Annotated in this window: 21 protein-coding genes; 12 read left to right on the plus strand and 9 right to left on the minus strand. The window is 64.9% G+C overall.

Features of this window, described 5'->3' with window-relative positions; all coding sequences use genetic code 11:
• Positions 1-83 precede the first annotated feature (83 nt).
• Both GC150_17590 and GC150_17595 read left to right on the plus strand, forming a co-directional pair.
• A complete protein-coding gene (locus GC150_17590; GenBank protein MBI1386719.1) occupies positions 84-1,112 on the plus strand; it encodes a hypothetical protein in 1,029 nt (342 codons plus the stop codon).
• 154 nt (positions 1,113-1,266) lie between these two features.
• Complete coding sequence (locus GC150_17595; protein MBI1386720.1) at positions 1,267-2,727, plus strand: ATPase; 1,461 nt, start codon at positions 1,267-1,269, stop codon at positions 2,725-2,727.
• A 194-nt stretch (positions 2,728-2,921) separates the two neighbouring features.
• On the opposite strand, the gene GC150_17600 is transcribed toward GC150_17595, so the two are convergent.
• On the minus strand, positions 2,922-3,242 hold the full coding sequence (locus GC150_17600) for a GYD domain-containing protein (protein MBI1386721.1): 321 nt from the start codon (positions 3,240-3,242) through the stop codon (positions 2,922-2,924).
• Between the two features lie 350 nt (positions 3,243-3,592).
• Between GC150_17600 and GC150_17605 the strand changes: the two genes are divergently transcribed.
• Positions 3,593-5,128, plus strand: coding sequence for a hypothetical protein (locus GC150_17605; GenBank protein MBI1386722.1), 1,536 nt, complete (start codon positions 3,593-3,595; stop codon positions 5,126-5,128).
• Between the two features lie 116 nt (positions 5,129-5,244).
• On the opposite strand, the gene GC150_17610 is transcribed toward GC150_17605, so the two are convergent.
• The 3 genes from GC150_17610 to GC150_17620 form a co-directional block, all read right to left on the minus strand.
• Positions 5,245-5,916 (minus strand): cupin domain-containing protein, encoded by a 672-nt coding sequence (locus GC150_17610; protein ID MBI1386723.1) that lies wholly within the window; start codon positions 5,914-5,916, stop codon positions 5,245-5,247.
• Between the two features lie 294 nt (positions 5,917-6,210).
• Complete coding sequence (locus GC150_17615; protein ID MBI1386724.1) at positions 6,211-7,317, minus strand: zinc-binding dehydrogenase; 1,107 nt, start codon at positions 7,315-7,317, stop codon at positions 6,211-6,213.
• Positions 7,318-7,416: 99 nt separating this feature from the next.
• Positions 7,417-9,855, minus strand: a complete 2,439-nt coding sequence (locus tag GC150_17620) for an FAD-dependent oxidoreductase (protein MBI1386725.1) — start codon at positions 9,853-9,855, stop codon at positions 7,417-7,419.
• On the opposite strand from GC150_17620, the gene GC150_17625 reads away from it, so the two are divergent.
• Complete coding sequence (locus tag GC150_17625; GenBank protein MBI1386726.1) at positions 9,790-11,184, plus strand: Rieske 2Fe-2S domain-containing protein; 1,395 nt, start codon at positions 9,790-9,792, stop codon at positions 11,182-11,184. The genes GC150_17620 and GC150_17625 overlap by 66 nt on opposite strands.
• A gap of 148 nt (positions 11,185-11,332) precedes the next feature.
• Here the strand turns inward: GC150_17625 and GC150_17630 are convergent, their stop codons facing one another.
• The 5 genes from GC150_17630 to GC150_17650 form a co-directional block, all read right to left on the minus strand.
• Positions 11,333-13,963 carry a hypothetical protein gene (locus GC150_17630; GenBank protein ID MBI1386727.1) on the minus strand — a complete coding sequence of 877 codons (2,631 nt, stop codon included), beginning with the start codon at positions 13,961-13,963 and terminating at the stop codon, positions 11,333-11,335.
• Entirely contained in the window at positions 13,960-14,475 is a 516-nt protein-coding gene (locus GC150_17635) for a hypothetical protein (protein MBI1386728.1), read from the minus strand. Before GC150_17635 ends, GC150_17630 begins: the two co-directional genes overlap by 4 nt.
• Positions 14,476-14,538: 63 nt before the next feature.
• Positions 14,539-15,354, minus strand: coding sequence for a hypothetical protein (locus tag GC150_17640; protein MBI1386729.1), 816 nt, complete (start codon positions 15,352-15,354; stop codon positions 14,539-14,541).
• A 141-nt stretch (positions 15,355-15,495) separates the two neighbouring features.
• Complete coding sequence (locus tag GC150_17645) at positions 15,496-16,089, minus strand: hypothetical protein (protein ID MBI1386730.1); 594 nt, start codon at positions 16,087-16,089, stop codon at positions 15,496-15,498.
• A 174-nt stretch (positions 16,090-16,263) separates the two neighbouring features.
• Positions 16,264-16,911, minus strand: coding sequence for a hypothetical protein (locus GC150_17650; GenBank protein ID MBI1386731.1), 648 nt, complete (start codon positions 16,909-16,911; stop codon positions 16,264-16,266).
• A 213-nt stretch (positions 16,912-17,124) separates the two neighbouring features.
• On the opposite strand from GC150_17650, the gene GC150_17655 reads away from it, so the two are divergent.
• The 8 genes from GC150_17655 to GC150_17690 all read left to right on the plus strand — a co-directional run bounded on the left by GC150_17655 (position 17,125) and on the right by GC150_17690 (position 23,922).
• Positions 17,125-18,414, plus strand: coding sequence for a tyrosine-type recombinase/integrase (locus GC150_17655; GenBank protein ID MBI1386732.1), 1,290 nt, complete (start codon positions 17,125-17,127; stop codon positions 18,412-18,414).
• A gap of 119 nt (positions 18,415-18,533) precedes the next feature.
• Positions 18,534-18,764 carry an AlpA family phage regulatory protein gene (locus GC150_17660; protein MBI1386733.1) on the plus strand — a complete coding sequence of 77 codons (231 nt, stop codon included), beginning with the start codon at positions 18,534-18,536 and terminating at the stop codon, positions 18,762-18,764.
• On the plus strand, positions 18,754-19,083 hold the full coding sequence (locus GC150_17665) for a hypothetical protein (GenBank protein MBI1386734.1): 330 nt from the start codon (positions 18,754-18,756) through the stop codon (positions 19,081-19,083). The genes GC150_17660 and GC150_17665 overlap by 11 nt, the downstream gene beginning before the upstream one ends.
• A gap of 169 nt (positions 19,084-19,252) precedes the next feature.
• Positions 19,253-19,870 carry an AAA family ATPase gene (locus GC150_17670; protein MBI1386735.1) on the plus strand — a complete coding sequence of 206 codons (618 nt, stop codon included), beginning with the start codon at positions 19,253-19,255 and terminating at the stop codon, positions 19,868-19,870.
• Positions 19,871-19,966: 96 nt separating this feature from the next.
• Complete coding sequence (locus GC150_17675; GenBank protein ID MBI1386736.1) at positions 19,967-20,968, plus strand: hypothetical protein; 1,002 nt, start codon at positions 19,967-19,969, stop codon at positions 20,966-20,968.
• Between the two features lie 129 nt (positions 20,969-21,097).
• A complete protein-coding gene (locus GC150_17680; GenBank protein ID MBI1386737.1) occupies positions 21,098-21,301 on the plus strand; it encodes a hypothetical protein in 204 nt (67 codons plus the stop codon).
• 61 nt (positions 21,302-21,362) lie between these two features.
• Entirely contained in the window at positions 21,363-21,641 is a 279-nt protein-coding gene (locus GC150_17685) for a hypothetical protein (GenBank protein ID MBI1386738.1), read from the plus strand.
• A 178-nt stretch (positions 21,642-21,819) separates the two neighbouring features.
• Positions 21,820-23,922, plus strand: coding sequence for an N-6 DNA methylase (locus GC150_17690; protein ID MBI1386739.1), 2,103 nt, complete (start codon positions 21,820-21,822; stop codon positions 23,920-23,922).
• Positions 23,923-24,237 lie beyond the last annotated feature (315 nt).

The raw sequence follows: 24,237 nt of genomic DNA on the forward strand, positions 1-24,237 counted from the left end.
CGATACGCTCTTCCACCCGACAGCTCTCCTTGAAGGGCATCGCTCGAATCTCCTGGTGATTCGAGCAAGTTGACCTGTCAGGAATGCTCCCGGTCTATGCTGTCAGGGAACTACCCGGTTCGTACCAATTAACTTCCATCCTCAGCCCCTCCCCTCGCCCGAATATGACTTACGAATGGAAGGGTTTTCCGCCTCCTGCCATGGGCTGGAGGTTTTCAAAAGAAACCATGGCCGAATACGACGCTAGGGGTCTCATCTGGTATCCAACGCATGGTGACGGCACACTCGACACTTCAAAGCGACCGAGGTTCAAAAGGTATCTTGATGAACAAAAAGGATCGGTCGTAACGACTGTTTGGACTGATATACCGCCCGTCAATGCAAGAGCCCAAGAGCGCCTCGGCTATCCCACGCAAAAGCCCGTCGCGCTTCTCGAGCGCATCCTCTCCGCCTCCTCCAACCCCGGCGATATCGTCCTCGATCCGTTCTGCGGCTGCGGCACCACAGTGCATGCCGCCGAAAAGCTCGGCCGCCAGTGGATCGGCATCGACATCACGCACCTTTCCATCTCGCTAATCGAAAAGCGGCTCAAGGATGCGTTTCCCGAAATCAAGTTCGAGGTCCACGGCACGCCCAAGGATCTCGACGGCGCGCGCGACCTCGCAGCCCGTGACAAATACCAGTTCCAGTGGTGGGCGGTCTCGCTCGTTGATGCGGTCCCCTTCGGCGGTAAGAAAAAAGGCGCCGACGGCGGGATCGACGGACACATCTTCTTTCGATCCGGCCCGAAAACCGTCGAAAAAGCCATCGTCTCCGTCAAAGGGGGCGGCGTTGGCGTCAAGGACATCCGCGAGTTGATCGCCGTCGTCGACCGCGAACGCGCGAAGGTCGGCGTCTACATCTCCCTCGAGCCGCCGACCGAACCGATGAGAAGGGAAGCGGCGGCTGCCGGCCTCTACGACAGTGGCGTCGGCAAGAAGGTGCCGAAGATCCAGCTCTTCACGATCGAGGACTTGTTCGCCGGCAAGGCGCCGCAGATCCCGCTCATCGAGCGTGGCTTCAAGCAAGCCGCCCGCGAGGAGCGCGACGACCAGTCGGAGCTGGACATCTGAGCCTCACGCCCGCACGCGGTCGCCGCCCGGCGCCTCGGAGCAGTCGCGCGCGGTCGGGCTCCGCTCCCGCACTTTTCTTTCTGAACGGCGAACTTTCTTTTACCCCGTGCGCGTACGGTCCCCTCGACACAATCAGTGCGAGGGGCATCCAGGCATGAACATCGGCAGTCTGCTGGTAGCGAAAGGCCTTGCATCGGCGCAGGACGTCGAGCGGGCCATCAGTCATCAACGCGCGAACGGCGGGCGCATCGGCGACAGCCTGGTGGCCCTCGGCATCCTCGCCAAGGAGCAGATCGACGAGGTTCTGATGGCGGCGCCGCAGATGCCGACCACCGTCGCCGGCACCGGCATCGACCACGTGCTGCTCCTCGAGCTGCTCATCAAGGGCATGTACACGGAGAACATCGAAACCGCGTCGCAGCTCGCGCGGGTCACGAAGCTGTCCAACACGGTGGTGGACCAACTCCTCAAGGCCGCGACCGATCGCAAGCTCGTCCAGACGCTGGCTTCGGCGACCGGTGAGAACGCGCGAAGCGAAATCCGTCTGACGCTGACGCGGGCCGGGCGCGAATGGGCGGCCGATGCGCTGAGCCGGGGACAGTATTTCGGACCGGCGCCGGTCTCGCTCGAGGCCTACCAGGAGCGCATACAGCTCCAGCGCATCACCAACGAGGTCGTCTCACGCGACAAGCTGGTGGAGGCATTCTCCGGTTTCGTCATTCCCGATCGCTTCCTCGATCGCCTGGGGCCGGCGGTCAACTCCGGCAACGCCATACTCATCTATGGTCCGGCCGGGAACGGCAAGACGACGATCGCCGAGATCGTCGGCAAGGTGTTCGAGAACATCATCTATGTCCCGCACTGTGTCGAGATCAACGGGGAGATCATGAAGGTCTTCGACCCCACGGTGCACCGGGTGGTGGACGATACGCCTGCGGCATCGGGCCTCTCGGGCCTGCGCCGCAGCCGTCTCGATCCGCGCTGGGTCGCGTGCCACCGGCCGATGGTGGTCACGGGCGGCGAACTGACGATCGAGATGCTTGACCTGAAATTCAATCCGATCGCCAAGTTCTACGAAGCGCCATTGCACATCAAGGCGCTGAACGGCACCTTCCTCATCGACGACTTCGGCCGTCAGCGCGCCAAGCCGGAGGAAATCCTCAACCGCTGGATCGTGCCGTTGAACAGCCGCGTCGACTATCTCGCGCTGCACACCGGTAAAACGGCGATGATCCCGTTCGACGAGGTCGTCATCTTCTCGACGAACCTCCATCCCAACGATCTCATGGACCCCGCCTTCCAGCGCCGGATCAGCTACAAGCTCGAGACGGTGGAGCCGCCGGAGGACCTGTTCCGGGAGGTTTTCAAGAACATGGCGGCAAAGAACGGTCTGCAACTCGCGAACGGCGTCATCGAGCGGGTCATCGCCGGCGTGAGGTCCCACGACGCGCCATTGGCCTATTTTCAGCCGAAGTTCGTCATCGAGCAGGTGCTCGCCTCCTGTAAGTTCCGCAACATGGCTCCGCGGTTCACCCCCGACAACATCGACGATGCCCTGGCCAACCTGTTCGTCAAGGCTGCCGAGAGTAAAATGTTCGGGGTCAAGCGCAGCTAGCGTCGGATCGGCGTTCGCGGAACCGGACGCGTAGGCATGGTTTTCTGCGGCGTCGGCGTTCGACATCGCGCGACGCCACGCATGATCCGGCGGCACCAGGGCGGTCGCAAGTGGCCGCCCTGCTCGTTCAGCGATGACCAGAGCCCGGGCGCGGCATGATGCCGCCCCGGGTCACTGGTCAGTGTCATGCTCTCTTATGCTCCCGGTTTCTTGTAGACGGGTGTCTTCTTGGCCGCTCGATCGATCTCCTCGGGGGTCAGCAGCACGGTGAGCTTGCCCCTGACGGCACCTGAGGCCGCAACCGTCAATCCCACCGCGGCGGCACTCACGTTGTCCGGAGCATCGACGATGATGACGACATCGTCGGAACCGAAAGAGAAGTAGAAGGTCTCGAGTTTGCCGCCCATCGATGCGAGCATTTTCTCGACGACAGCCCGGCGCGCCGATCCGCCCTCGGCGATCACGCCTTTCGTTCCCTCGGCCGTGTAGCTGCCAGTCCACATGTACTTCGCCATCACATCCTCCGTCCGCCCCCGAAACTCCGGGGCCGATGTCGGGAGACCGTGCCTGCCGCTCCTGCGGTCCGTGGCACCCCCCGGCAGGAGGAGCTTACGCCCTCGGGCGGGGTTTGTAATCCACCATCGCCGCGCGAACGCTCCGGGGCGATGAATTCACACCGTTGCCTTGACCCTACCTGGCGTCGAGAGCGCTTGCGAGGTGGCCCGGTCGGGACCACCCGGTGAAAACCTGCCTGCGCTGCTTGACGAAACCCTGACGCGGTCTAGTCTGGCCCGCCGCCGTGAGCCGGTCCAAGTGCTGGCGCGCGCTCACCGCATTCGGCAGCGCATTCGGAACGGCTCCCGCCATGGCAACCAACGGCAAGTGCATCACCCTTCGAGGCGACGGCCTCACCATCGATGAACTCGAAATCGCCTCGCGAGTGGGCTCGCGCATCGCGCTCGAGGAGGCGGGCCTCGCGCGCATGGCCGCGACGCGCCGGGTCATCGAAACCGCGATCAGGGACAGGATTGCGATCTACGGTGTCACGACCGGCCTCGGCACGCGCGTCGAGGAAACGCTCGGCGAGGCGGAGTTGGCCGAATTTTCCGTGCGCACGCTCCAAGGGCGGGCACAGTCGCTCGGCGCGCCGCTCGCCAGCGAGGTCGTGCGGGCGGCGATGGTGGTGCGCGCCAACTCGCTGCTGACCGGGGCGAGCGGGGCCAGTCCGGCGGTGGCCCACCATCTCGCCGCGACGGTCAATGCCGGCCTCACACCCGTTGTCGGCGGAATCGGGTCGATCGGAGCGAGCGACCTCCTGGTCGGTGCGGTGATGGGCAATGCCCTCATTGGCAACGGGCGGATGCAGGACGCGCAAGGGCACATCCTCGCGGCCGACGAGGCGCTGGCGCTCGCGGGCGTCCCACCACTCGTGCTCGGCCCGCGAGACGGCCTCGCGCTCTGCGGACACGATGGCCTTTCCGTTGCCACCGCAGCGCTCGGGCTGGCGCGGGCGGCACGCGTGATGCACGCCCTTCAGGTTGCCGCTGCCGTCTCGCTGGAGGCCTTCCGCGCCAACCTCACCCCCTTGCGCGAGGACGTGCTGGCCCTGCGACCGCAGCCGGGGGAGGCGGAAATCGCACGACACTTGCGCGCCATCATGGCAGGCAGCGCGCTCGAGGATTCGCGAAATGCTCGCCGTCTTCAGGACCCGCTCTCGCTGCGCAACATCGCGCAAGTCCATGCCGCGCTCCTCTCGGCCGTCAAAGCGAGCCGGGCACTCGTGACGATGGAGATCAATGGGGCAACGGACAACCCGGCCGTGCTCATCGCCTCGGGCGAGGTCGTCTCGAGCGGCAACTACCACAATCCGCAATTGACACTCGCTCTCGAGCATCCGGTGCGTGCCCTCCTTTTTGCCGCCGCGCTCGAGGTCGCGCGGATCGCCAAGCTGCTGTCCACGCGCTTTACGGATTTGCCGATGTATCTCGCCGTGCCTGGAGCGCACAGCAATGGTTTTGCTCCTCATCTCAAGCTCGCAGAGTCGCTGCTGGTGCGTGTTCAGTCGGCGGCAGTGCCCGTTGCGATCTGGCCGAGCATCTGTTCCGACGGAGTCGAGGACGCACTCACCCATTCGCTCGAGGCCGGAGAAAAACTCATGGTGGCGACCGCGAACTGCCAGTTGCTCGCGGCACTCGAGTTGGCGATCGCGGTCGAAGCCGTCGAACAGCGCAACCTTTCCGGCGGGGCGCCGGCCGCCATTGCGCGCGCGGCCGCATTCGTGCGCCGATACGTCCACCGGCTCGGCGAGGATCGCCCGCTGCACGGCGAGTTGACGGCCCTCTCGGAGGCAATCGGCCGGGGCGAACTCGAGGAGGCGGTCGGGGAGATCGTCAGGCTCTGAAGCGGGCAACTGACCTGCCCCTCGCCGGGACAGACTACGGGCAGGAAAGGCCCGCATGGCATTTCCGCCCGGCGCGCACCGCTCCTCGAGCGGGGCCAAGTTCGCTCGATCCAGCGTCAAGCCTCGGTTGCCGGTCGTCGTGGAGACATGATTACCGGCGTATTGGCGAGCAGGATGCGGAGTTCGTCTTCGCCCTGATTGACGTAGCGGTGCGGCGTCGAACTGACGAACCCGAAACTGTCTCCGGCCTCGAGCGTCAATGCGCCGTCGGCAAGCTCGAGCCGCAGCGTTCCGGACAGGACATAGCCTGCTTCTTCGCCCTCGTGGGACATCAAATCGTCGCCAGAGTGCCCACCCGGATCGAATACCATCATCGTGAGCGCCAGCGCCCCGTCTATGGAGGGTGACAGTAGATAGTCGCGCTCCCCGAGATAGTCCGAACCGCTCAGCCGCGAATAGTCGATCCGGCGGCGGAACCCTTTCCGCACGACGCTCGCGCGCTCGAGCGGATCGTCGCTCGGGTGTGGCGGGAAAAACCATCCGATCTCCACGCCGAGCGCAGCGCTGATGCGTTGGAGCGCCGCGAGCGAGGGCCGCTTGCGGTCACGTTCGACGAGACTGAGAAAGCCCGTGGACAAGCCCGCCTGGGCGGCGAGCCCATCGAGAGTGAGCCCGAGCGTCCGGCGGAGGGCGCGTATCTCGTCCCCGAGCGAGGGAGGCGAGAGGCGGCCGGCTTCCTGCTCTTCGATCCCCTGCCGCCCGGTGGAATGTTCTGCTTTGGCGTTCATCTCGCTTGTCTCCGGCAACGCTCCTCGGATAGCACGCCCCGCCGACACCGCGAACCCCGGTCCGGCTCACGCGCGGGTTCACGCGATCCGCGCCGGCTGACGCATGGTGCCGTTTGCAGACCGCCGCCCCTGTTCGACACGATTTGTCGGTGTCCAGATCACAGCCGTCGAGCAGGAACTCGCCAATCGGGTGCGCGTGGCGCGGGCGCCTTCCGCATCGCCTCGACCTCACAATCGCGCTGGTTGGCGTAGGCCAGCGCCGTCTCGCCGTTGCGCAATGGGAGCGGGCGAGCCTCAGTCCATGGTGACGACGATGTTTCCGATATGGCGCTTGGATATGAAAGCCTCCTGTGCGCGGGCCAGGTCGCGAAGTGGGAAAGTCGCCGCCAGAATCGGTCGCAGGGCACCGCGCTCGATCAGCCGCACCGCGCGCCGCAACATGCCCGGCGGCGTGATCGTCGCGCCCGTCATGGTGAGATCCTTGTAGATCAACGTGCGGAGATCGAAACGCGTGATCGGTCCGGCGATCGCGCCAGAGGACGAATAGCGTCCGCGCGGGCGCAGGGCCCCGACCAGGGCCTCGAACATCGTTCCCCCAACCACGTCCAGGACAACGTCGACGGGACCGCCCGCCGCCGCGCGTATCGCAGCTTCCAGATCGGGCGTCACCCGGTCGACAACGACGTCGGCGCCGAGAGCCTCGAGCGCTATGCCCTTTGCCGCCGCGGCAACGGCGATGACGCGGGCGCCGCGCAGGCGACAGAGTTGGATAGCGGTCGTGCCGACACCGCCTGAGGCGCCGGTGATCACGACGGTCTCGCCGGGCTGGAGGTGCGTGCGCCAGACGAGGTGCTCCGCGGTCGTCAGTACGGTTGGGAAGCTCGCAAGCTCGGCATCGGTGAAGCGCGTATCGAGCGCGATGGCATTCGATGCGCGCACCGTCGTGAAGTCCGCAAATCCACCGTCGCATTCGGAACCGAAATAGCCAGTGTTCGACGGCTCCCACCAATCGCCATCACCGTGAAGCCAGGGATCGACGATAACCCGCTCGCCGATCCGTGCCCGGTCGACGCCCGAACCGACGTCTGCGATCCGCCCGGCGACGTCGGCGCCCTGGATGCGCGGGAAGGTGAGCGGCCGTCCGGTCCAACTGCCCGACGCAGCGTCGGCTTGTGCGAAGCCGGCCTTGGCACCGGCATCGGTGATGCCCTCGGTTACCGGCTCCGAATACCACGCGGTCCTCGTGTTGATGTCGGTGTTGTTGAGGCCACAGGCTGCGATGCGGATCAGCACCTCACCTGGTCCGGGGCGCGGCACCGGCCAGTCGTCGCGGTATTCGAGCCGGTCGAGGCCGCCATGGCCCGTGAGGATGACGGTGCGCATCTTGGTGGGCAGGGTCATGCAGTAGCCTCCGTCCGACGCAGCGCCTGCGCCCTCACCGCTCGGCAGGGGCCGGGGCCGATACCAGCGTATCGGTCCGCGGCGACCGACCTTGGCGCATCAGACATCAGCGGCCTCCTCGGTGTCGGCCTTGGGGAGCAGATTGCCGGGGTCGAAAACGGCTTCTGCCAGTGGTGTGGCGGGTCGCATGTCGCCCAGCACCGAGACGGCGAGACGCGTGCCGGGTACGGCGGCGTGCGATCGCAAATATGCGAAGGCGAGCGTTCGGCCGCTCGTCGGACCGCGCGCGGCGGAGGACACCGAGCCAACGACGCTGCCGTCGAGGAACACCGCCTCGCCGCCGATCGGGTCCACGTCGGCGCAGTCGACGGCGAGATAGGTGAGCACCGAAGTTTCGCCGCGGCTGGCTCTCTCGGTCACCGCTTGGCGACCGATGAAGGGCTTGTCGAACCGCACGAAACGCAATTGCCCGACATGAACCGGCGAGGCATCGCCCGCCAACTCGTGCCCCCCGCGATAGGCCTTTTCCATGCGCATCAAGTCCAGCGCCTTCGAGCCGAAGGGGACGATCCCATGGGCCCGACCCGCGTGCCAGAGAGCATCCCAGAGCCTATCCAACCGGTCGTTCGGCGCGTGCAGCTCCCAGGCCAGCTCGCCGGAAAAGGAGAGGCGGAGCGCGATCACGGGAACGCCAGCCACCTCGATCTCGCGTGCCCTCAGCCAGCCGAAGGCGGCATTCGAGAGCGCGGCACCGGTGCAGGCGCCGAGCACCGCACGCGCATTAGGGCCCGCCACGACGAGGATCCCGATGGCATCCGAAAGGTTTCTCAGCGTCACCTCCTCGTCGCCGCGACGATGGAGCGTGATCCAGTCCCAGACACGGCGCTCGGACGGTGCGCCTGTCACCATATAGAACCGTTCCGGGCCAAGCCGTGCGACGGTCGCCTCGCCCTCGATCAGTCCACGTTCGTTGAGCAAGAGCGTGAGGCAGGTTCCGCCGACGGCGCGCGGGATGCGGTTGGCACAGAGGCGGTCGAGATATGCCTGCGCCCCGGCACCGGTGATCTCGAATTTCGAAAAGGCGGAGAGGTCGGCGAGCCCGACCCCGGCGCGCACCGATCGCGCCTCTGCCTGCGCGACGGCCTCGGGCGCACCGCGCCGCCAGGATTTCGGCTCCGCGCCATTCCAGGCGGGCGCGAAAAGTCGTGGGCGCTCCCAGCCACCGGCTTCCTCATATACCGCGCCGAGCGCTGTCGTTCGGTCGTGCGCGCCGGAGAGGCGGATGCCGCGGCGGGTTTCGTACTGGTCCTGCGGGAAGGGGAGCGAGAGGCGAGTCATGTAGTTCTCACGCGCGCGATCATGGGCGTAGCCCTCGTTGGCCCAGACACCGAAGCGGCGCGGATCGAAGCCCCGCATCGAGATTTCCGCCGCGCCGTGTACGATCCATTGTGCGAGCGCCCGCCCCAGGCCCGGTCCCCAGGCGATTCCGACGGTCGCGCCGCAGCAAAGCCAACTGTTGCGCTGTCCAGGTGCCGGACCGACCAGCGGATGGCCGTCCGGCGTGTAGGTGATGGCGCCATTCACGATGCGCTTGAGGCCGCGCTTGGCCAACGCCGGAAACCGCTCGAAGCACTTCTCCAGCCAAGGCGTGATCCGGTCGAAGTCGGGTTCGAAAAGCTCGTTCTCCGACTCCCACGGGCAGCCCTCGCGCCACTTTGCGACGGCGTCGTGAGTGTCGTAGAGCCCAATCAACGCGCCGGCCTGCTCGCGGCGGACGTAGCCCGTGAAGTGGTCGTCGCGCGTGACGGGGATCTCGTGGTCCATCTCGGCGAATTCCGGCACGGCATCGGTTACGACGTAGTGGTGTTGCATCGGCGTGATCGGCAGGTCGAGACCCGTGAAGGCACCGATGCGGCGTGCGTGGTAGCCGCCGGCGTTGACGACATGCTCGCAGCGGATCGTCCCGTGCTCCGTGGCGACCTCCCACTCTCCCGAAGGCGCCCGCGTCACGCCGGTCGCTCGGCAATGGCGGATCACTTCGGCCCCGAGAAGCCGCGCTCCCTTCGCCATGGCGTTACAGGTCCCTGACGGATCGACGTGCCCGTCATCGGGCGTGTGGATTGCCCCGACGATCTGCGAGACGTCGTAGAGCGGGTTCAATGCCCGCACCTCTTCAGGCCCGATCCATCGGCACTCGACGCCGCGCGCCAGCACCGCGTCGCGCGTGTGCATCAGCCAGTCCCGGTGAGCGGTGGTTGCGGCAACGCGCAGCGAGCCACAGCCGTGCCAGCTCACACCCTGTCCGGTCTCGGCCTCGAGGCGCTTGTAGAGGTCGACCGCATAGTCGTGACAAAGCCCGAGCGCATGGCCCGCCGTCATCCGGCTGACGAGTCCGGCCGCGTGCCACGTGGCGCCAGAGGTGAGTTCGCCCTTCTCGATCAGGACGCAATCGGTCCAGCCCTCACGCGCCAAATGGTAGAGCACGGAGGCTCCCATGTTGCCGCCGCCGATCACCACCACCCGCGCCGTTGTCCGCATTGCTTGCTCTCTAGCTCTTGGGTTGCAGCCACCGAACTCTTGGGTTGCAGCCATCGGGAAGCCATCTTGGAAAAAATTCGTTGCATTTTTTTGCCCATGAGTCAAATATCGGCCGTGGAGAATGGCTCGGAGGTGGTGATGGGCGGTGATCTGATGCACGACCCCGCGATCGTGGAACAGGCGCGGCGGATCCTCGGTGCCGAGGGGCTTGCGCAGGTCTTTCGGCCGATCGAGGAGGCGGCCGGGTTGCCGAACGCCGCCTATTGGTCCCGCGAATGGTTCGAACTCGAGCAGGAGCGCATTTTTCGTCGCGCCTGGGTTTTTGCCGGAGCGCGTGCCGAGGTCCCCGAACCGGGCGACGTGAAGCCCATCGAGGTCGGTGGGGTTCCGATTCTCATCGTCCATGGACGGGACGGCGCGATCCGCGCCTTCCAGAACGTCTGCCGGCACCGGGGCATGCAGCTGGCAACCGAGCCCTGCCGCAAAACGACGCTCACCTGCCCCTACCATTCCTGGAGCTACGGTCTCGACGGCCGGCTCCGCGCGCGCCCCCATTTCCACGGGCCGAATCGTGGCGAGACCTTCCGTGAGGGCGGCGGCTCCACTCTCGACCTGATCCCGGTTCGGCTTTCGGAGTTCTACGGCTGCTTGTTCGTCAATGTTTCGGGCTCGGCCGAACCGCTGGAAAGCTGGATGCAACCGGTTGTGGACTCGCTGGCGGGCTACGACCTGGCCGCCATTCGCTGGGCGGGCAAGATCGACTTCGAAGTCGAGGCCAATTGGAAGCTCGTCTACGAAAACTACATGGAGGGCTATCACGTCTTTGCTCTTCATCCGCGCCTCTTGAAGTTCGCTCCAATGGAGGCGCGGATACCTGGCGCATGGATCGGAAACACCTTCGTCAATGGCTATCGCTTTGCCGAGGTCGAGCCCGGTCGCGGCGAGGGACTTCCCCACTACCCCGGCCTCGTCGGTGAGGCCACGCACACGGGAACATGGTTCCTGACCATGCCGCACTTCGCCGTCGAGGTGTTCCCCGATCAGTTCACGGTCCTGGTCGCCTATCCCGAGGGCCCGGACCGCTGCCGCGAAGAGCTTCACGTGTTCCTGATCGGCGAGGAAGCCGCTACGGGCGCGCGCTACGCCGACGCGCGCGCCGAGGTCCTCAAGATGTGGGAGGACCTGAACAACGAGGACATTTCGATCCTTGCAGGCATGCAGCAGGGGCGGCGCTGCCCAGGCTATGACGGCGGTCGCCTGTCGCCGCATTGGGAGGGGCCGACGCTCGACTACGCCCGCCGCATCATCGAGTTGACGCTGAAGCGATGACAATCGAGAAGGGCGCTGGCGGGCCGCGCACTTGCCCTCGCCGCGGTCCCGGAAAGCCGATGCCGACCATCGCGTCGGCCCGGCGGCCCCGAGGATCGCCGCCCAACCAAAACGAATGGGCCTCCGGTGGAGGCGGTTCGACCGAGGTTCAGCGGGCCACTCGCACTTCCAACCCGAAGACGAAATCGTCCCTCACATCGAACGATTGGCGTGCAAGCGTTTGCTCACGCTCCGTAACCCGGACCTCGTAGGTGCCGGTTGGCAGGTTGTCGACCCGGAAGTAACCGAACTGATTGGTCCGGGCCCGGCCCGCCTCGGTCCCGTCCGTTGCCGCGATCACGACCTCGACGTCCTGAAACGCTTTGCCGGCCGCAGTCGTGACCTGGCCCGCCGCGCCGTACAGAATGGTCGTCTCGAAGGTCATGCTCGTCACCGCACCCGGGGCGACCCTGGCGACGATGGATCGCTTCTCGGCGACGTGCTCGAGTGGCAACCGCTCGTCGTCGAAGGAGACGATCCGATTGCCGGGACGGACCCCGTCGATGAGGAAGCTGCCATCCGATCGCGTACGTCCAGCGATGGTCCCGTCGACGAGGATCGGGATGTCGGAGAGATCGGCGGATGCGGCATCAGGGGCAACCACGCCCGCCAGGCGCCCGGCATCCGCGCGCACGCCGCTCCCGACTGCGGCAACGACCTGCCCGCCATCGGTGAAACCGAGGTCGAACGACAGGCCGATACGCACTTGCGTCTCGGCATCGCCGCGCAATGCGCCCATCCCGCCAGCCTCGTCTCCATACACGGCCAAGCGGGATGTGCTGGCCTCCAGGAAGCCGTAGACTCCGGGCGCCAGTTCGCGGCGCAGCGCCCCTTCCAGATCGAGGCCGGAGGGCCGCGCCGTCAATGCGATGCGCCAGTCGAGCTCCGCCCCCAAGAGGTCGTTGCCCGCGAGCGCCACGAGCCCCTCCACCTCGTCCTCGATGAAGTTGTAGCCACCGCCCCAAGTGAGCGAAACATCGCTCTCCGGCAAGCGATGCTGGAACGTCGCTCGGGCGAGGTCTTCCGTAACGTCGGCGTGCGCGGTGTCGGTCGGGCTCATCCACCACGTCGCGTCGAACCGATAGTGGCCGGTGTTGTCCGGACGAAGTCGAGCAAAGACGCTCCTTGCCGGCCGCCAATAGACGAACGGCAGCAGATATCTGGTGTCCTCGTCGCGGCGCGCCATGAGACCGATCTCCAGGTCGGCGTCGGGCAGGTAGGACAACGTCGCCTGGTCGATCCGTCTGCCGGGGGAACAGGCGCGCCCGGCAACGGCCCCCTCGCATGCCTCCTCATGCCGGCCGAGACCGCGGAACGAGTTGACCAGAAGCCGCCAGTGATCTCCCTCGGCCGTGAGGCCGACGTCGTGGCCGATCCGTCCCGTCTCGTCCAGCGCAACCGCGGCGGTGACGAGCACACCGGGCAGGACGCGCGCAACTGTTCCGGCAAGCAACGTCGTCCCGTCTTCCGACAGCCGCGCGCCAGCCTCCAGGGTCAGGTCCTCGCTCGCCCCCCAACGGACGAGACCGACCGCTGCCAGACCGCTCTCATCGTCCTCGTCGAGTGCATCCTGGGAAAGATGTGCGAACGCATTGCCCGTGTGACCGGCCGCCACGACGACGGTCGTCTGGCCTTGGTCGAGCAGCAGTTCCGACAGCTCCAGCGTCTGCCTTTCGATGCGCGCGGCGGCATAGGGATTGTGTGGATCGAAAAGCTGGATCTCGATGTCGGCCTGACGCGCTGGGAGCCCGACATCCTCGAAGCGATAGGTGCCGTCAATTCCGATGTCTTGGCGGCTGACGAGCAGCCCGTTGATCCAGAGTTCGGCAAAGCCACCCACCGGCCCGCGACCATGGAAGGAGCGTCGTGCCGTATTCCATCGATCGAGCAAGGCGCCCGAATTGAGGTGCGCGCCCTCGGTTCCGACTGGTCGAGACGACCATGCCCATTGCGCGCCGGTCAGCTCCTCGGGCTTCATCAATGGATGGAGCGCGAGGGTCTGATGGCCGATCTGCACACTCTGGTGATCGTCGATCTGGCGCATCCAGAAGACGTCGCGGAGTCGGCGCTGGCCGTAGATCTCATCGTAGGCGACCTGCCAGACGCCTTCGTAGGCGAAGCCGGTCGCCCGTAGCGTGCTGTCGAAGCCAGAAACACCTGAGCCCATTGGTTCATAGCTGACGCGGCCATGGATGCTGGCAAGGCCGTAGGCCTGTGGGTGGACCTGCGGAACCAGTTCGATATCGGGCACGGGGTGATCAGCGCCGGACTGGCGCCGCCCGTGCCAGGGAACGTCTATGGCCAGCGTTCCGGCATTGCGATCGTGGTGCACACGAAGGTTGAGAGTTTCGCTGAGGTAGGCTTCGTCGACATAGGAGATGCCCGCATCGACCAACACATGGGCGCTTGGAACCGTGACCGTGCCTAGGGGCGTCTCGATGCGGGTGGGGGCGCCGGCATCGCCGCCATCCAGAACGGTCACGGACATGTGGGCGGCGAGTTCGCCGAGAGGCAGCCACAGCCGGCGCTCATCGTTCAGAACCAGCAGTGTCGCCACTTCACGGCCCGATATCACGAGGCCGATCAGGTCAGGCTCGGGCGTTGCCGAGGCCGGCCGCGCCTCGAGCAGGCAAATCGCAACGAGCCAGAGACCGACCGCGATCCATCGCGTACGTTGCGCGAGCAAGGCCCCGGCCGCGAGCGTGCCAAGGCGATGACCTTGCGGGCCTCGGGCCGTCATGGCACGCGGACTTCGGTCGAAATCGTCGCATGATAGCGTCCGGCAAGCGCAGCACCGTGGAACCGCAGGACGAGTTCCGCGTCCCCCTCGACGATCTGATCGGTCGCGTTCCGGCAGATGACCCGTGGCGGAAGCGGGCGGATCACGGCATTCATCCCCGTCGCGCCGCCGGCCTCCTGAAGAGCGACGCCCTCATTCCCGGAAAGCTCGTGCCTGACCAGCAGTCGGCGCGGTTCGATCGAGCGCGGCAGGCGCATACGCCACAGGCCATCGATACGGCGGCTCAAGGTTTTCGCCAACACAGGCACAGGCAGCCTTGGCGCGGCGCCGGCGATGCGATCGGCGAGGACGGGTGGCGGCCCGAAAATCTCTCGTGCTGGGATCGGCTCGGCGGAAACGCTCGCGGCCTCTTCGACCTCGAAGGGGCGCAGGCTGGTGAGCGCGCCGTGACAATCGGAGAACGCGAAGCTGGGCTCGATGCTCGAGAGCAACCACAGGCCCGTGGCCATCATTGCCAGGACCCTATGCAACGGCCGGTCGCTCTCCAACCGCACCAGCATGCGCATCGGACCGTCTCACCGTCTCGGGATCGTCAGGGAGACGACCCGACCCAGGCTCCGCTCGCCGACGGTGCCGGAATAGGCAACGCGGTAGCGGCCCGGCTCCAACGGCGTGGACCACGGTGTGAGCAGTGTCCGGCGCGTGCCGGGGAACACGGGCAGTGAGGTGAGGGCCCCGCCGGCGACGGCGCCTGCGGGCGGCGTCTGGCTGGCGGGCGGCCTTCGGGCGAACGCGGCCACCATCGCCAGGGCCTCGGCCTCCGGTGGCGCCGTCTCGTCAGGCCAGACCAGGTAGTGGCCACTGCTTCGGCTGCTGGCGTTGCCGCGGGCCTCGGCATCGACGGAAATGGCCTCGGGGGTCGCGTCCGTGCCATGGACAACGCTCGCGATCCGCTTGTCACCGGCCTGGGCATAGACCGCGACGCCGAGGCGATAGGCGACCCGGATCGACGAGCCGTCACGGACCCGGTCCGGTTGCTGCTCGAGGAAGATCATCGCCCGGTGCTCGCCGGGCTGGGGGCGCGTGAACGGGCGGATGGCAAAACGCACGGTTGCCGTCTCGCCCGCCTCGATCCGGACCTGCAAAGGACGGATCAGGATCCATTGGTCGAGCGAGTCCGCGTGTGACGGGAGTTCACGGATCTGGTTGTTTTCGTCGAGATCGAAGTTGGCGACCCGGATGTTCACCGTGGTCGCCTTGTCGCCGTAGTTGATGAGCTTCAGCGATTGAGTCGTCGGCCGGGGTCCGAGTTCGATCTCGACCCTGGCCGGCGACACGCCGATCGTGAAGGCAGCCGCCGGCTGCATCTGCAGCGCGACCGCCGCCAGCACGACCGCTGTCACACAGGCCCACGCCGCGTGGACCGAAACCTTGAGCATAACGCGTCTCCTTGGCCGCCCCTTGGTAGCGGCTTCCGGCAACGCCAAACGTCATGCCGTTGAGTTCAAGAACCAGCGGGACGTCCGCTGCGCTCAGGGAAGTGTCGCCGTCACGGTCAGCACGTCATCGCCTTGGTGGACACCAGCAGCGGAAAGAGCGCTGAGGTTTGCCGTGGTCGTCAGGTTGATCGGTGTTGGTGTGCCGCCCAGTGCGACCGTATAGGGACCGCCAGCGGCCCACGCACCGACGGTGATCGATGAGGCGCCGTTGTCGAACGACGTCAGGCCTGCAGCCGAAACGCTCACCGTTCCTGTCGCCAGTCCGCGCATGGCGCAGACGTTGTTGAGCGCCAAGGACTTGCTGGTCAGCACCGGATTTGGCGTTGTGGACGTGTTCGCATTCAGTGTCGCGGTGATCGACGTGCCATTCACGGCGATCGTCGGGGTACCGGTCAGGGACGCCGTCGCCGAGACGCCCGTCCCATCCGCCGCGAACGTCAGGCCGGTGTTCAGGAGGGCGCCCATGTCCGCAGCCGTGATGTCGATGTCGACGTCCGTGTAGCAGTAGAGAATGAGGATCTGCGGCAGCTCGATATCGACATCGATGTCGAGCGAGGCCGCTCTTGTGCCGGTGTGGCTCATCGCAAGCAGCGCAGCTGCCGCGAGGGCTGTAAGGTGTCTTCGCATCAAGTGCCTCTCAGGCAGAGGGTTCATGGCACGCCGACCATGTCAAAACACCGTTAAAGGATACCTAATAATCTATTGGGATTCGTCGTGTTTTGCAATCAACAGTTGAGGAATTTGACAAGCGGCAACCCGTCTTGACGATGTCGGCCCGCCATTTGCGGGTGCAAGAGGCGATCACGGCGCGGAGGCAGTGACGCGGATCACCCCGGGGGTCGTGCTGGAGTGCAGTCCGGTCCGCGCTGCGTTGGCGAGGTCGAAGACGACGCGGAAATCGACCGTGAACTGGCCGCCGAGAAAGAAGAAGAGAGTGAACCAGTTGACCGAGAACTGGTTGGAATACGCTCCGGTCGTATGTCCAGGACGCACGCCGACCGAAGTCACGCTGACGCTGGAGCCGCCGGGGCCGGTGAGGAGCGTGTTGCCGGTCAGCTGCGCGCTGACGACATAGCTTCCGAAGCGGAACCCGATGGCCTGGACGAGGCACATATCCAGGGCCTCGTCCGCGTATGTGGTCGATAGAATGCTGGTATCCATGCCGCCGATCGTCACCGACCAGCCACCGGGCGAGGCTGAAACACTCACGGAACCGCCCGAAGACGGGCGCGTGACCTCACCACTCGGCGAGGCGATGCCGGTGACAAGTTGCGTCAGCTCCTGAGCCGAAGGTGAGAACGTGATGGTATCGACGCAGCTCAATTGCAGACCGGGATCGACGTCCACGATCAGACCGGTTCCGACCCCAGCGGCGCGCGCACCAGGAACGCTCACGGCCGCCCAAAGGCAAAGCGCAAACGCCCAAAACCGGAGTGGGATCATCACCATGGGGCCGCTCCTTGCCAGCCCCAATGTAGATGAGTCGTGGGGCCTTTGCGCCTGCCACGAGGCGGGCACACGAACCGACGCCGATTGAAATCAATGGTGACCCCGGCGCGATTCGAACGCGCGACCCTCAGATTAGGAAAAGCCTGCTACATGAACAAATAGGGAAACTTTAAGATTCATCGGAATGGACATTTTTGTAATGTAAACAATGCGATGTGGCGATATGTGGTGATATGCCCTCACCTCCAACCACGTGACAAAGTGGTACCCACGTGGTACCCAGAAGGCCTTCAGAATTCGCATCTGAGGGTCGCTATGAGCCGTGAATCCTTGACCGACCTCAAGCTCCGCAAACTGCGGGGCGACAGCACACAACGGATGGAAATCTGGGATGGCAGCACGCCGGGTTTCGGCGTGCGCGTCTCGGCCTCGGGCATCAAGACGTTCGTCTATATGTACCGGCAGCATGGCCGGAAGCGCCGCGTCACCATCGGCAGATACCCCGACATCAAGCTGGCCGACGCGCGTGCTCATGCCCACGAGCTGCGCGCCCGTGTATCGCGCGGCGAAGATCCGGCAGACGAAGTCGAGGTCGGCGAAGACAAGACGCGGTTCGACGTGGCGGTCGACGACTTCGTGCGCCTGCACTGCGCCCGCCACAACCGCGAGTCGACCAGGCGCGAGACCGAGCGCGTCCTTAAGCAGGTCTTCGTTACGCGTTGGAGGCGGCGCGACCTCGCGACCATTGGACGGTCAGAAGTCCTTCGCGTCCTCGACGATATCGTCAAGGAGGGCAAGCCGAGCGCTGCAAACCATGCACTGGCCGCCATCAGAAAGTTCTTCAATTGGTGCGTCGAGCGGGGGCTCGTCGATCAGAGCCCGTGCATGGCTATCAGGCGGCCGTCCAAGGTTGTGTCGCGCGACCGGGTACTCTCGGATGAGGAATTGGCCGCCGTCTGGAGCGCGGCGGACGCCACGGGGTTCCCGTTCGGCCGCATCGTCCAACTCCTTATTCTTACCGCCCAACGCCGCACAGAAGTCGCGGACATGCGCTGGAGCGACATCGACTTCGATGAACGCGTCTGGTCGATACCGGCCGAGCGCAACAAGTCAGCGCGGGCGCATACTGTCCCACTGACCGACGCGGCCGTCGCGGTGCTCGCTTCGGTTCCGCGCCTGTCCGACGAGTTCGTGTTCCCGTCGGTTGGTGCCGCGAACACATCGTTCTCCGGGTTCTCGAAGTGCAAGCAGCGGCTCGACGCTGCGGCGGGCATCGACCCGTGGCGCTTGCACGACCTACGGCGAACGGTCGCGACCGGCCTCGCCCGGCAGGGGACGTTGCCGCATGTGGTCGAGCGGCTGCTCAACCACGTTTCGGGCAGCCTTGGCGGGGTCGCCGGCGTCTATAATCGGTTCCAGTACCTCGGCGAGATGCGCGAGGCGCTCGACGCCTGGTCGGCTCACGTCTCCACACTTGGCGACATAGCGCCAAATAACGAATAACACTCTGCATCGGCGGTCGCGAACGCTGCGTCGCGCCCGTTCGCGGCTCGTTGTCATGCTTGACTCGGTGCTGATAGCTAGCATATAGCTAGCGTCCAACAGGCAGGAGCAAGCCACCAATGTCAAAGCCAAACCTTAAGCGCATCATCGATCGGGCCGAACTCGACGAGATGATCCCATACACCCTTGAGCACATCCGCCGTCTCGAAAAGACGGGGCACTTTCCACAGCGGTTGCAGCTCGGTAGCAACCGCGTCGGTTGGTTGCTCTCGGAAGTCGAGGAATGGATTGATGAACGCGCGCGTGCGCGCGTGAAGCCGGGGAGCGATGAGGCCTGCGATGAAGTTTGACCCCGTCTCCATCGACGAACTTCGAAAGCGCAAGCGGGAGTTTAGCGAACGCCTTGCCGCGGACAGGGAAGCGACGCCGCGCACAAGCACGGACGGCAGGAGCCTTCGCGCTGGATCACGTTCCGAGCAGTTGAACCTACGTGTCACGAAGGAATTCAAGAGTGCGCTTCAGCGCGAAGCGCAGGCGACCGGCATGACCATGGCCGAAGTCATGGAAGCTGCCTGGGATGCGTATCGCACGCTTCGCGACGCCCCGTCGGATAGCGCGAAGGCACGCACGGGAACGAAGACGGGTGCGACGCGGAAGAAGTCCTCGTGATCTCTTCGAGCCGTCATTGTGCGCGCCGGGTCGGTCTCCCTCAAGGGCAAGCCGCTTCGCGGTGCTGTCGCACCCTTGACCGAGCCCGCCCCTCTGCGCCTTGGACGGTCATGAAGAGAATGGAACAGAATGACCACGTGGCGGTCATGTCGCCCAGGAGTGCTGAGTAATGTGGACGCTGAGTATCTGTTCGTCCAAGGGAGGCGTCGGCAAGACGACCGTCGCTGCCAGCGTGGCGGCTATCGCGGCCGGCGAGGGACTGAAAGTCGGTCTCATCGACCGAGACCCACAACAGTCGCTTGCGCGGTGGTGGGAATTGCGAGGGCGACCGGGGAACCCAATTCTGGTGACGGGGATCGATACGGTTGCGGAGGCCGTGAACGTGTTGAGCGAGAACGGCTTCGACCTGGTGATCGTCGACACGCCGCCGATGCCGCTTTCGGCAGTCGAGCCGGCGGTCAAAGTTGCAGACCTCGTCGTCGTCCCTTCGCGGCCGTCGCCGCTCGACGTCGAGGCGCTCGATCCGGTCGTGAAGGCAGCCAAGCGGCACAAGCGTCCGTTCGTCTTCGTCTTGAACATGGTGGGCGTCGACAAGGATCTGGTCGCGGGTGCTCGGAAGTATCTCGCCGAAGACGGCGACGTGCTCTCTGAAACGATCGCGATGCGTGATGTGTTCATCAGCGCGATGACCAGTGGGCAGACCGGCGCCGAAGTCGATGCGTCGGGCAGTCGACGCGAAGTGCAGGCAGTGTGGAGCAAAATAAAGGAGCGGCTGCGCAAGAAGTAGTTTCGCGTCGCATGAGGCCAGCCGGACAACATGCGAACAACTATGAGCCTGGTCGGGGCCACGCTTGCGCTCGGCTTCATGGGAGCGTCGTGCGCCATGAACTGGCGCTACGGCGTCAGCCTCGGACGCGATGAACTTTCGCAGTGGACGCTCGGCGGTGTCAGCGTCGTTGCAGACCTGTTCAAGGCGACCGCCCCCTTCTTTATCTTCTGGGCGTGTGCGCAGCGGAACTGGTCGGTCGCATTCGCGGCGTCGGTTCTGTGGACGTTGTGCACGGCATACAGCCTCACGTCGGGCCTCGGCTTTGCAGCGGTCAATCGGTCGGACACGACAGCGGCTCGGGCGACCATCATCGAACAGCACGCTGGTTTTGCAGGCCGACTGCGGGAGGCCCGTCAGCGTCTTGATGCGCTTGGCACGCCGCGTCCGGTCGATGCCGTCGCAGCGGCTCTCGCGGGTCTGCGTCTCGATCAGAAGTGGCAGCGAACGCGGCAGTGTACGGAAGCGACTGTCGCGGAAAGTCGGACGTTCTGCCGCGGCTATCACGAAACCGAGGGCGAGCTGGCGCGGGCGCGCGCGGTCGCGACCGTTCGTGACGAAATCGCTGTGCTGGAGAGGCAGTTCGAAGACGTGAATGCCGGCGCCGTCAACGATGCCGATCCGCAGGCCGGCATCCTCGCGAGGCTCACCGGGGTGCGACAAGGCACAGTGTCGAATGCCCTGATGGTGCTCCTGGCCGTCCTGGTCGAGTTGGGTTCGAGCCTTGGTCTGTTCGTGGCGCTTTCCCACGGAGGGAATAGGGGAGGTTTGCACCCGTTGCTCGGCAAGCTCGCCAAGCAGAAGAGCCGACCCGACGTCGCTCGCTACGCCGTTGCCCGCTTGCGATTCCGGGACGGTGCAGACCTGTCGCTCGACGCAGCGTTTGATGACTACAGCCTGTGGTGCGCGCGAGCGGGCGTCGGCCTGCCCGATCAGGCGGACTTCGCGGACGCTCTGAAACTGCTCGGAGAACTGGTCGGCATCGAGACACGCGAAGTGGCCGGTACGCTCCGGATAGCAAACATGGAAATCGAATCTGCCGGGGGCTTTCCGGACTGAAAGAAGATGCCGGCTGATGCCCGGCAAAAGCAGGCAAGACGACCAGGCACGCGTCAAGTTCCGTGGGAGAATAAAAAAGGTACGCTGAGAGTTCCAGTTCCTTCAACAGCCAACATAGGGAGAATCCTCATGGCTACGGGAAATCCGGACTTCGTCGCATACACGGTTCGCGACAGGGGCGTCGACCGCAACGGAGAGAAACGCGATCCGTTCTGGCTCCGCATCGGTGCCGCGTTCGCGCACGAGCGCGGCGAGGGCTTCAACATCGTCCTCGACGCGTTGCCGATCGACGGCCGCATCGTTCTGCGCAAGCCGAAGGAGAGCGACGAGTAGGTGATCACCCAGGGGCGCGCTGCATATCCGGTGCGCCCCGCCAACCGCCGAGGAGGGGTGAATGAGTATACGACTCGACTTGCAACCGATGCCGGACGGATACGGGTTCATCTACGGTCAGTTGCACGACGTCGGCGTGGCAGGGGAGCTGACCTTCCTCGGAACGGTCAATATCCTGCCGCCGAATGCACAGTGGAATGGCCAGTTCACACTGGACGGCTACGAGCCGCACGACACGGACTGGATCATCTATCTCGACGGCGAGGAGTTTGCCCGTGCGCGAAGCCGCCAACACGTCGAGGACGCGATCCTTCAACGGCTGCTTCCCAAAGCGAGCTAGCCACAACGAGCCGGGGCACCTGTCCCGGCTCTTATCTTTTGCCCAGCCGCGTCATGCGGTCGGTGGCGAAAGCAGCCTCAAGAGCGTATTCTGACGCTGGGGCACGAATCCGGACAATCGAGTGTGTCGGCCTTGGCCGAACAACGCGAGCCGAGAGGTGTCCCGCGAACTAATTTTCATGAGTGAATTCAAACGACAAGAGGAATCGACGCAGTTGGAACACATCGGCGAAATCGAGCGGCGGCTGTGGTCGAGCGCGGACAACCTGCGCGCGAACTCCAACTTCGCCAGCAACGAATACTTCATGCCGGTCATGGGGCTGATCTTCCTGCGCCATGCCTACAGCCGGTTCCTGAAGGTCAAAGAGGCCATCGAGCCGACGCTGCCGAAGCGCGGCGGCAAGGCACGTCCGCTGAAGAAGGAGGACTTCTCGCAGAAGGGGGCGATCTTCCTTCAGCCGCAGGCACAGTTCGACCACCTGGTTGGGCTGACGGACGCGAACGACCGCGCCAAGGCGATCATCGACGCCATGGACTCGATCGAGGCCGACTACGAGACGCTGAAGGGCGCGCTGCCTAAGCAGGAGTATCAGGAACTCGACAACGAGGTGCTGGGTTCGCTGCTGCGCACGTTCAACGACCCGGCACTGAAGCGCGCCAACGGCGACATCTTCGGGCGCATCTACGAATATTTCCTCACTCAGTTTGCCGACCAGAAGGCACACGACGGAGGCGAATTCTTCACGCCCGTGTCGCTGGTGCAGATGATCGTCAACGTCATCGAGCCGGAGCACGGCCGCGTGCTCGACCCGGCCTGCGGCTCGGGCGGTATGTTCGTGCAGTCGGCACACTTCATCGAACGCATGCACATGAACCCAATGGAGCGCGTGACCTTCTACGGCATGGAGAAGAACCCGACGACCATCCGTCTCGCCAAGATGAACCTGGCGGTGCATGGCCTCGAAGGGGATATTGCGCGAGCGATCAGCTATTACGAGGAGCCGCACGAGCTCGTCGGCAAGTGCGACTTCGTGATGGCCAATCCGCCGTTCAACGTCGACGAGGTCGACGCGGAGAAGGCGAAGAAAGACCCGCGTCTCAACTACGGCCTGCCCGGCGTCAACAAGAAGGGCAAGGTCGGCAACGGAAACTATCTCTGGATTTCGTATTTCGACGCCTACCTGACTGCGACCGGCCGCGCCGGCTTCGTCATGTCGTCACAGGCATCGAGCGCAGGCGGCGGGGAAGCGGAGGTCAGGAAGCAGCTGATCAAGGCCGGCCACGTCGACATCATGATGGCGATCCGCGGCAACTTTTTCTACACACGCACGGTGCCGTGCGAGCTGTGGTTCCTGGACAAGGCCAAGGCGAAGGAACATGCCGATAAGGTGCTGATGATCGACGCGCGCGGCGTCTATCGCAAGGTGACGCGCAAGATCTACGACTTCTCTCCCGAGCAGCAGGCGAACCTAACGGCCATCGTGTGGCTCTACCGCGGACAGCAGGAGCGCTTCTTCGAGTTGCTCGAAGAGCACCTGGAGCGCGCGGTGGACGAGGCACGCCGGGTGAGCGGCGCGTACGCGATACCGGACGACGAGCGAGACGAGTTCGCACCGCTGAGCGCATTTGTGGAGGCGTTGGATGAAGCCATCGCCACCCACACCAAGGGCGACCTGCTGAACGGGGCGGGGGAGACGGCTGAAGAGCTGGAGGCAGCGGCGAAGCTCTTCCGCGCGGACGTCGAGTCATTCGTTTCCACTGTCGAGAGCCTGGGCAAGGCCTGGGAAAAGACCAAGGGCACGATGAAGAGCCTGACAGCGTTTTGCGATGACGCCGAGGCGATGGCGAATGCCAGCCGCGACCTGATTAAGCAGGCCGACCATCTCTACAAGCTGCTCTCGCGGGTGGTCGAGGCCGGCAAAGCGAACGGCCGCGGCAATCCGCTAAGGGCGCTGGATGCCGTGCGGAAGGCGTCGGTCGAGCAGCTCAAGCACCCGCGCTATTTCTGGCGACAGGCGCATTGGCTGGTCGAGCGCTTCCCGGAAGGGAAACTGCGTGACGTGCCCGGCCTCGTGAAGCTGCTCGATTTCAAGGAACTGGAAGCCAACGATTGGAGTCTGACGCCCGGCCGCTACGTGGGCGTCGCACCGGAAGAGGAGGACGAGGACTTCGATTTCGAAGAGACGTTGCGCGAGATCCACGTCGAACTCGAAGGGCTGAATGCTGAAGCTGCGGAACTGGCCGCCAAGATCGCCCGGAACTTTGAGGAGCTGGGCGTATGAGTTGGCAGGACGCGACGATAGGTGACTTAGTTGCTTTGCAGCGTGGTCACGACCTTCCCGAGGAGCGACGACTTCCGGGTGTCGTTCCTGTAGTGGGTTCGGCGGGCCCGAACGGCTTTCATAATCAGGTCAGAGCCAAGGGGCCTGGTGTGACGCTTGGGCGAAGTGGCGCGTCGGTACGAACCGGGTAGTTCCCTGACAGCATAGACCGGGAGCATTCCTGACAGGTCAACTTGCTCGAATCACCAGGAGATTCGAGCGATGCCCTTCAAGGAGAGCTGTCGGGTGGAAGAGCGTATCGCGTTGCTGCGGGCC

It is taken from the genome of Hyphomicrobiales bacterium (assembly GCA_016125495.1).
Classification (GTDB): Bacteria; Pseudomonadota; Alphaproteobacteria; order Rhizobiales; family RI-29; genus RI-29.

Bases quoted from the DNA above. Each gene is read 5' to 3' on its own strand.
- GC150_17635 (MBI1386728.1), bottom strand. From the start codon at position 14,475: ATGATGGCCACGGGCCTGTGGTTGCTCTCGAGCATCGAGCCCAGCTTC.
- GC150_17645 (MBI1386730.1), bottom strand. From the start codon at position 16,089: ATGCGAAGACACCTTACAGCCCTCGCGGCAGCTGCGCTGCTTGCGATG.
- GC150_17680 (MBI1386737.1), top strand. From the start codon at position 21,098: ATGGCTACGGGAAATCCGGACTTCGTCGCATACACGGTTCGCGACAGG.
- GC150_17615 (MBI1386724.1), bottom strand. From the start codon at position 7,317: ATGACCCTGCCCACCAAGATGCGCACCGTCATCCTCACGGGCCATGGC.
- GC150_17620 (MBI1386725.1), bottom strand. From the start codon at position 9,855: ATGCGGACAACGGCGCGGGTGGTGGTGATCGGCGGCGGCAACATGGGA.
- GC150_17600 (MBI1386721.1), bottom strand. From the start codon at position 3,242: ATGGCGAAGTACATGTGGACTGGCAGCTACACGGCCGAGGGAACGAAA.
- GC150_17605 (MBI1386722.1), top strand. From the start codon at position 3,593: ATGGCAACCAACGGCAAGTGCATCACCCTTCGAGGCGACGGCCTCACC.
- GC150_17625 (MBI1386726.1), top strand. From the start codon at position 9,790: ATGGTAGAGCACGGAGGCTCCCATGTTGCCGCCGCCGATCACCACCAC.
- GC150_17690 (MBI1386739.1), top strand. From the start codon at position 21,820: ATGAGTGAATTCAAACGACAAGAGGAATCGACGCAGTTGGAACACATC.
- GC150_17675 (MBI1386736.1), top strand. From the start codon at position 19,967: ATGAACTGGCGCTACGGCGTCAGCCTCGGACGCGATGAACTTTCGCAG.
- GC150_17650 (MBI1386731.1), bottom strand. From the start codon at position 16,911: ATGGTGATGATCCCACTCCGGTTTTGGGCGTTTGCGCTTTGCCTTTGG.
- GC150_17665 (MBI1386734.1), top strand. From the start codon at position 18,754: ATGAAGTTTGACCCCGTCTCCATCGACGAACTTCGAAAGCGCAAGCGG.
- GC150_17660 (MBI1386733.1), top strand. From the start codon at position 18,534: ATGTCAAAGCCAAACCTTAAGCGCATCATCGATCGGGCCGAACTCGAC.
- GC150_17590 (MBI1386719.1), top strand. From the start codon at position 84: ATGCTCCCGGTCTATGCTGTCAGGGAACTACCCGGTTCGTACCAATTA.
- GC150_17670 (MBI1386735.1), top strand. From the start codon at position 19,253: ATGTGGACGCTGAGTATCTGTTCGTCCAAGGGAGGCGTCGGCAAGACG.
- GC150_17685 (MBI1386738.1), top strand. From the start codon at position 21,363: ATGAGTATACGACTCGACTTGCAACCGATGCCGGACGGATACGGGTTC.
- GC150_17610 (MBI1386723.1), bottom strand. From the start codon at position 5,916: ATGAACGCCAAAGCAGAACATTCCACCGGGCGGCAGGGGATCGAAGAG.
- GC150_17655 (MBI1386732.1), top strand. From the start codon at position 17,125: ATGTGGCGATATGTGGTGATATGCCCTCACCTCCAACCACGTGACAAA.
- GC150_17595 (MBI1386720.1), top strand. From the start codon at position 1,267: ATGAACATCGGCAGTCTGCTGGTAGCGAAAGGCCTTGCATCGGCGCAG.
- GC150_17630 (MBI1386727.1), bottom strand. From the start codon at position 13,963: ATGACGGCCCGAGGCCCGCAAGGTCATCGCCTTGGCACGCTCGCGGCC.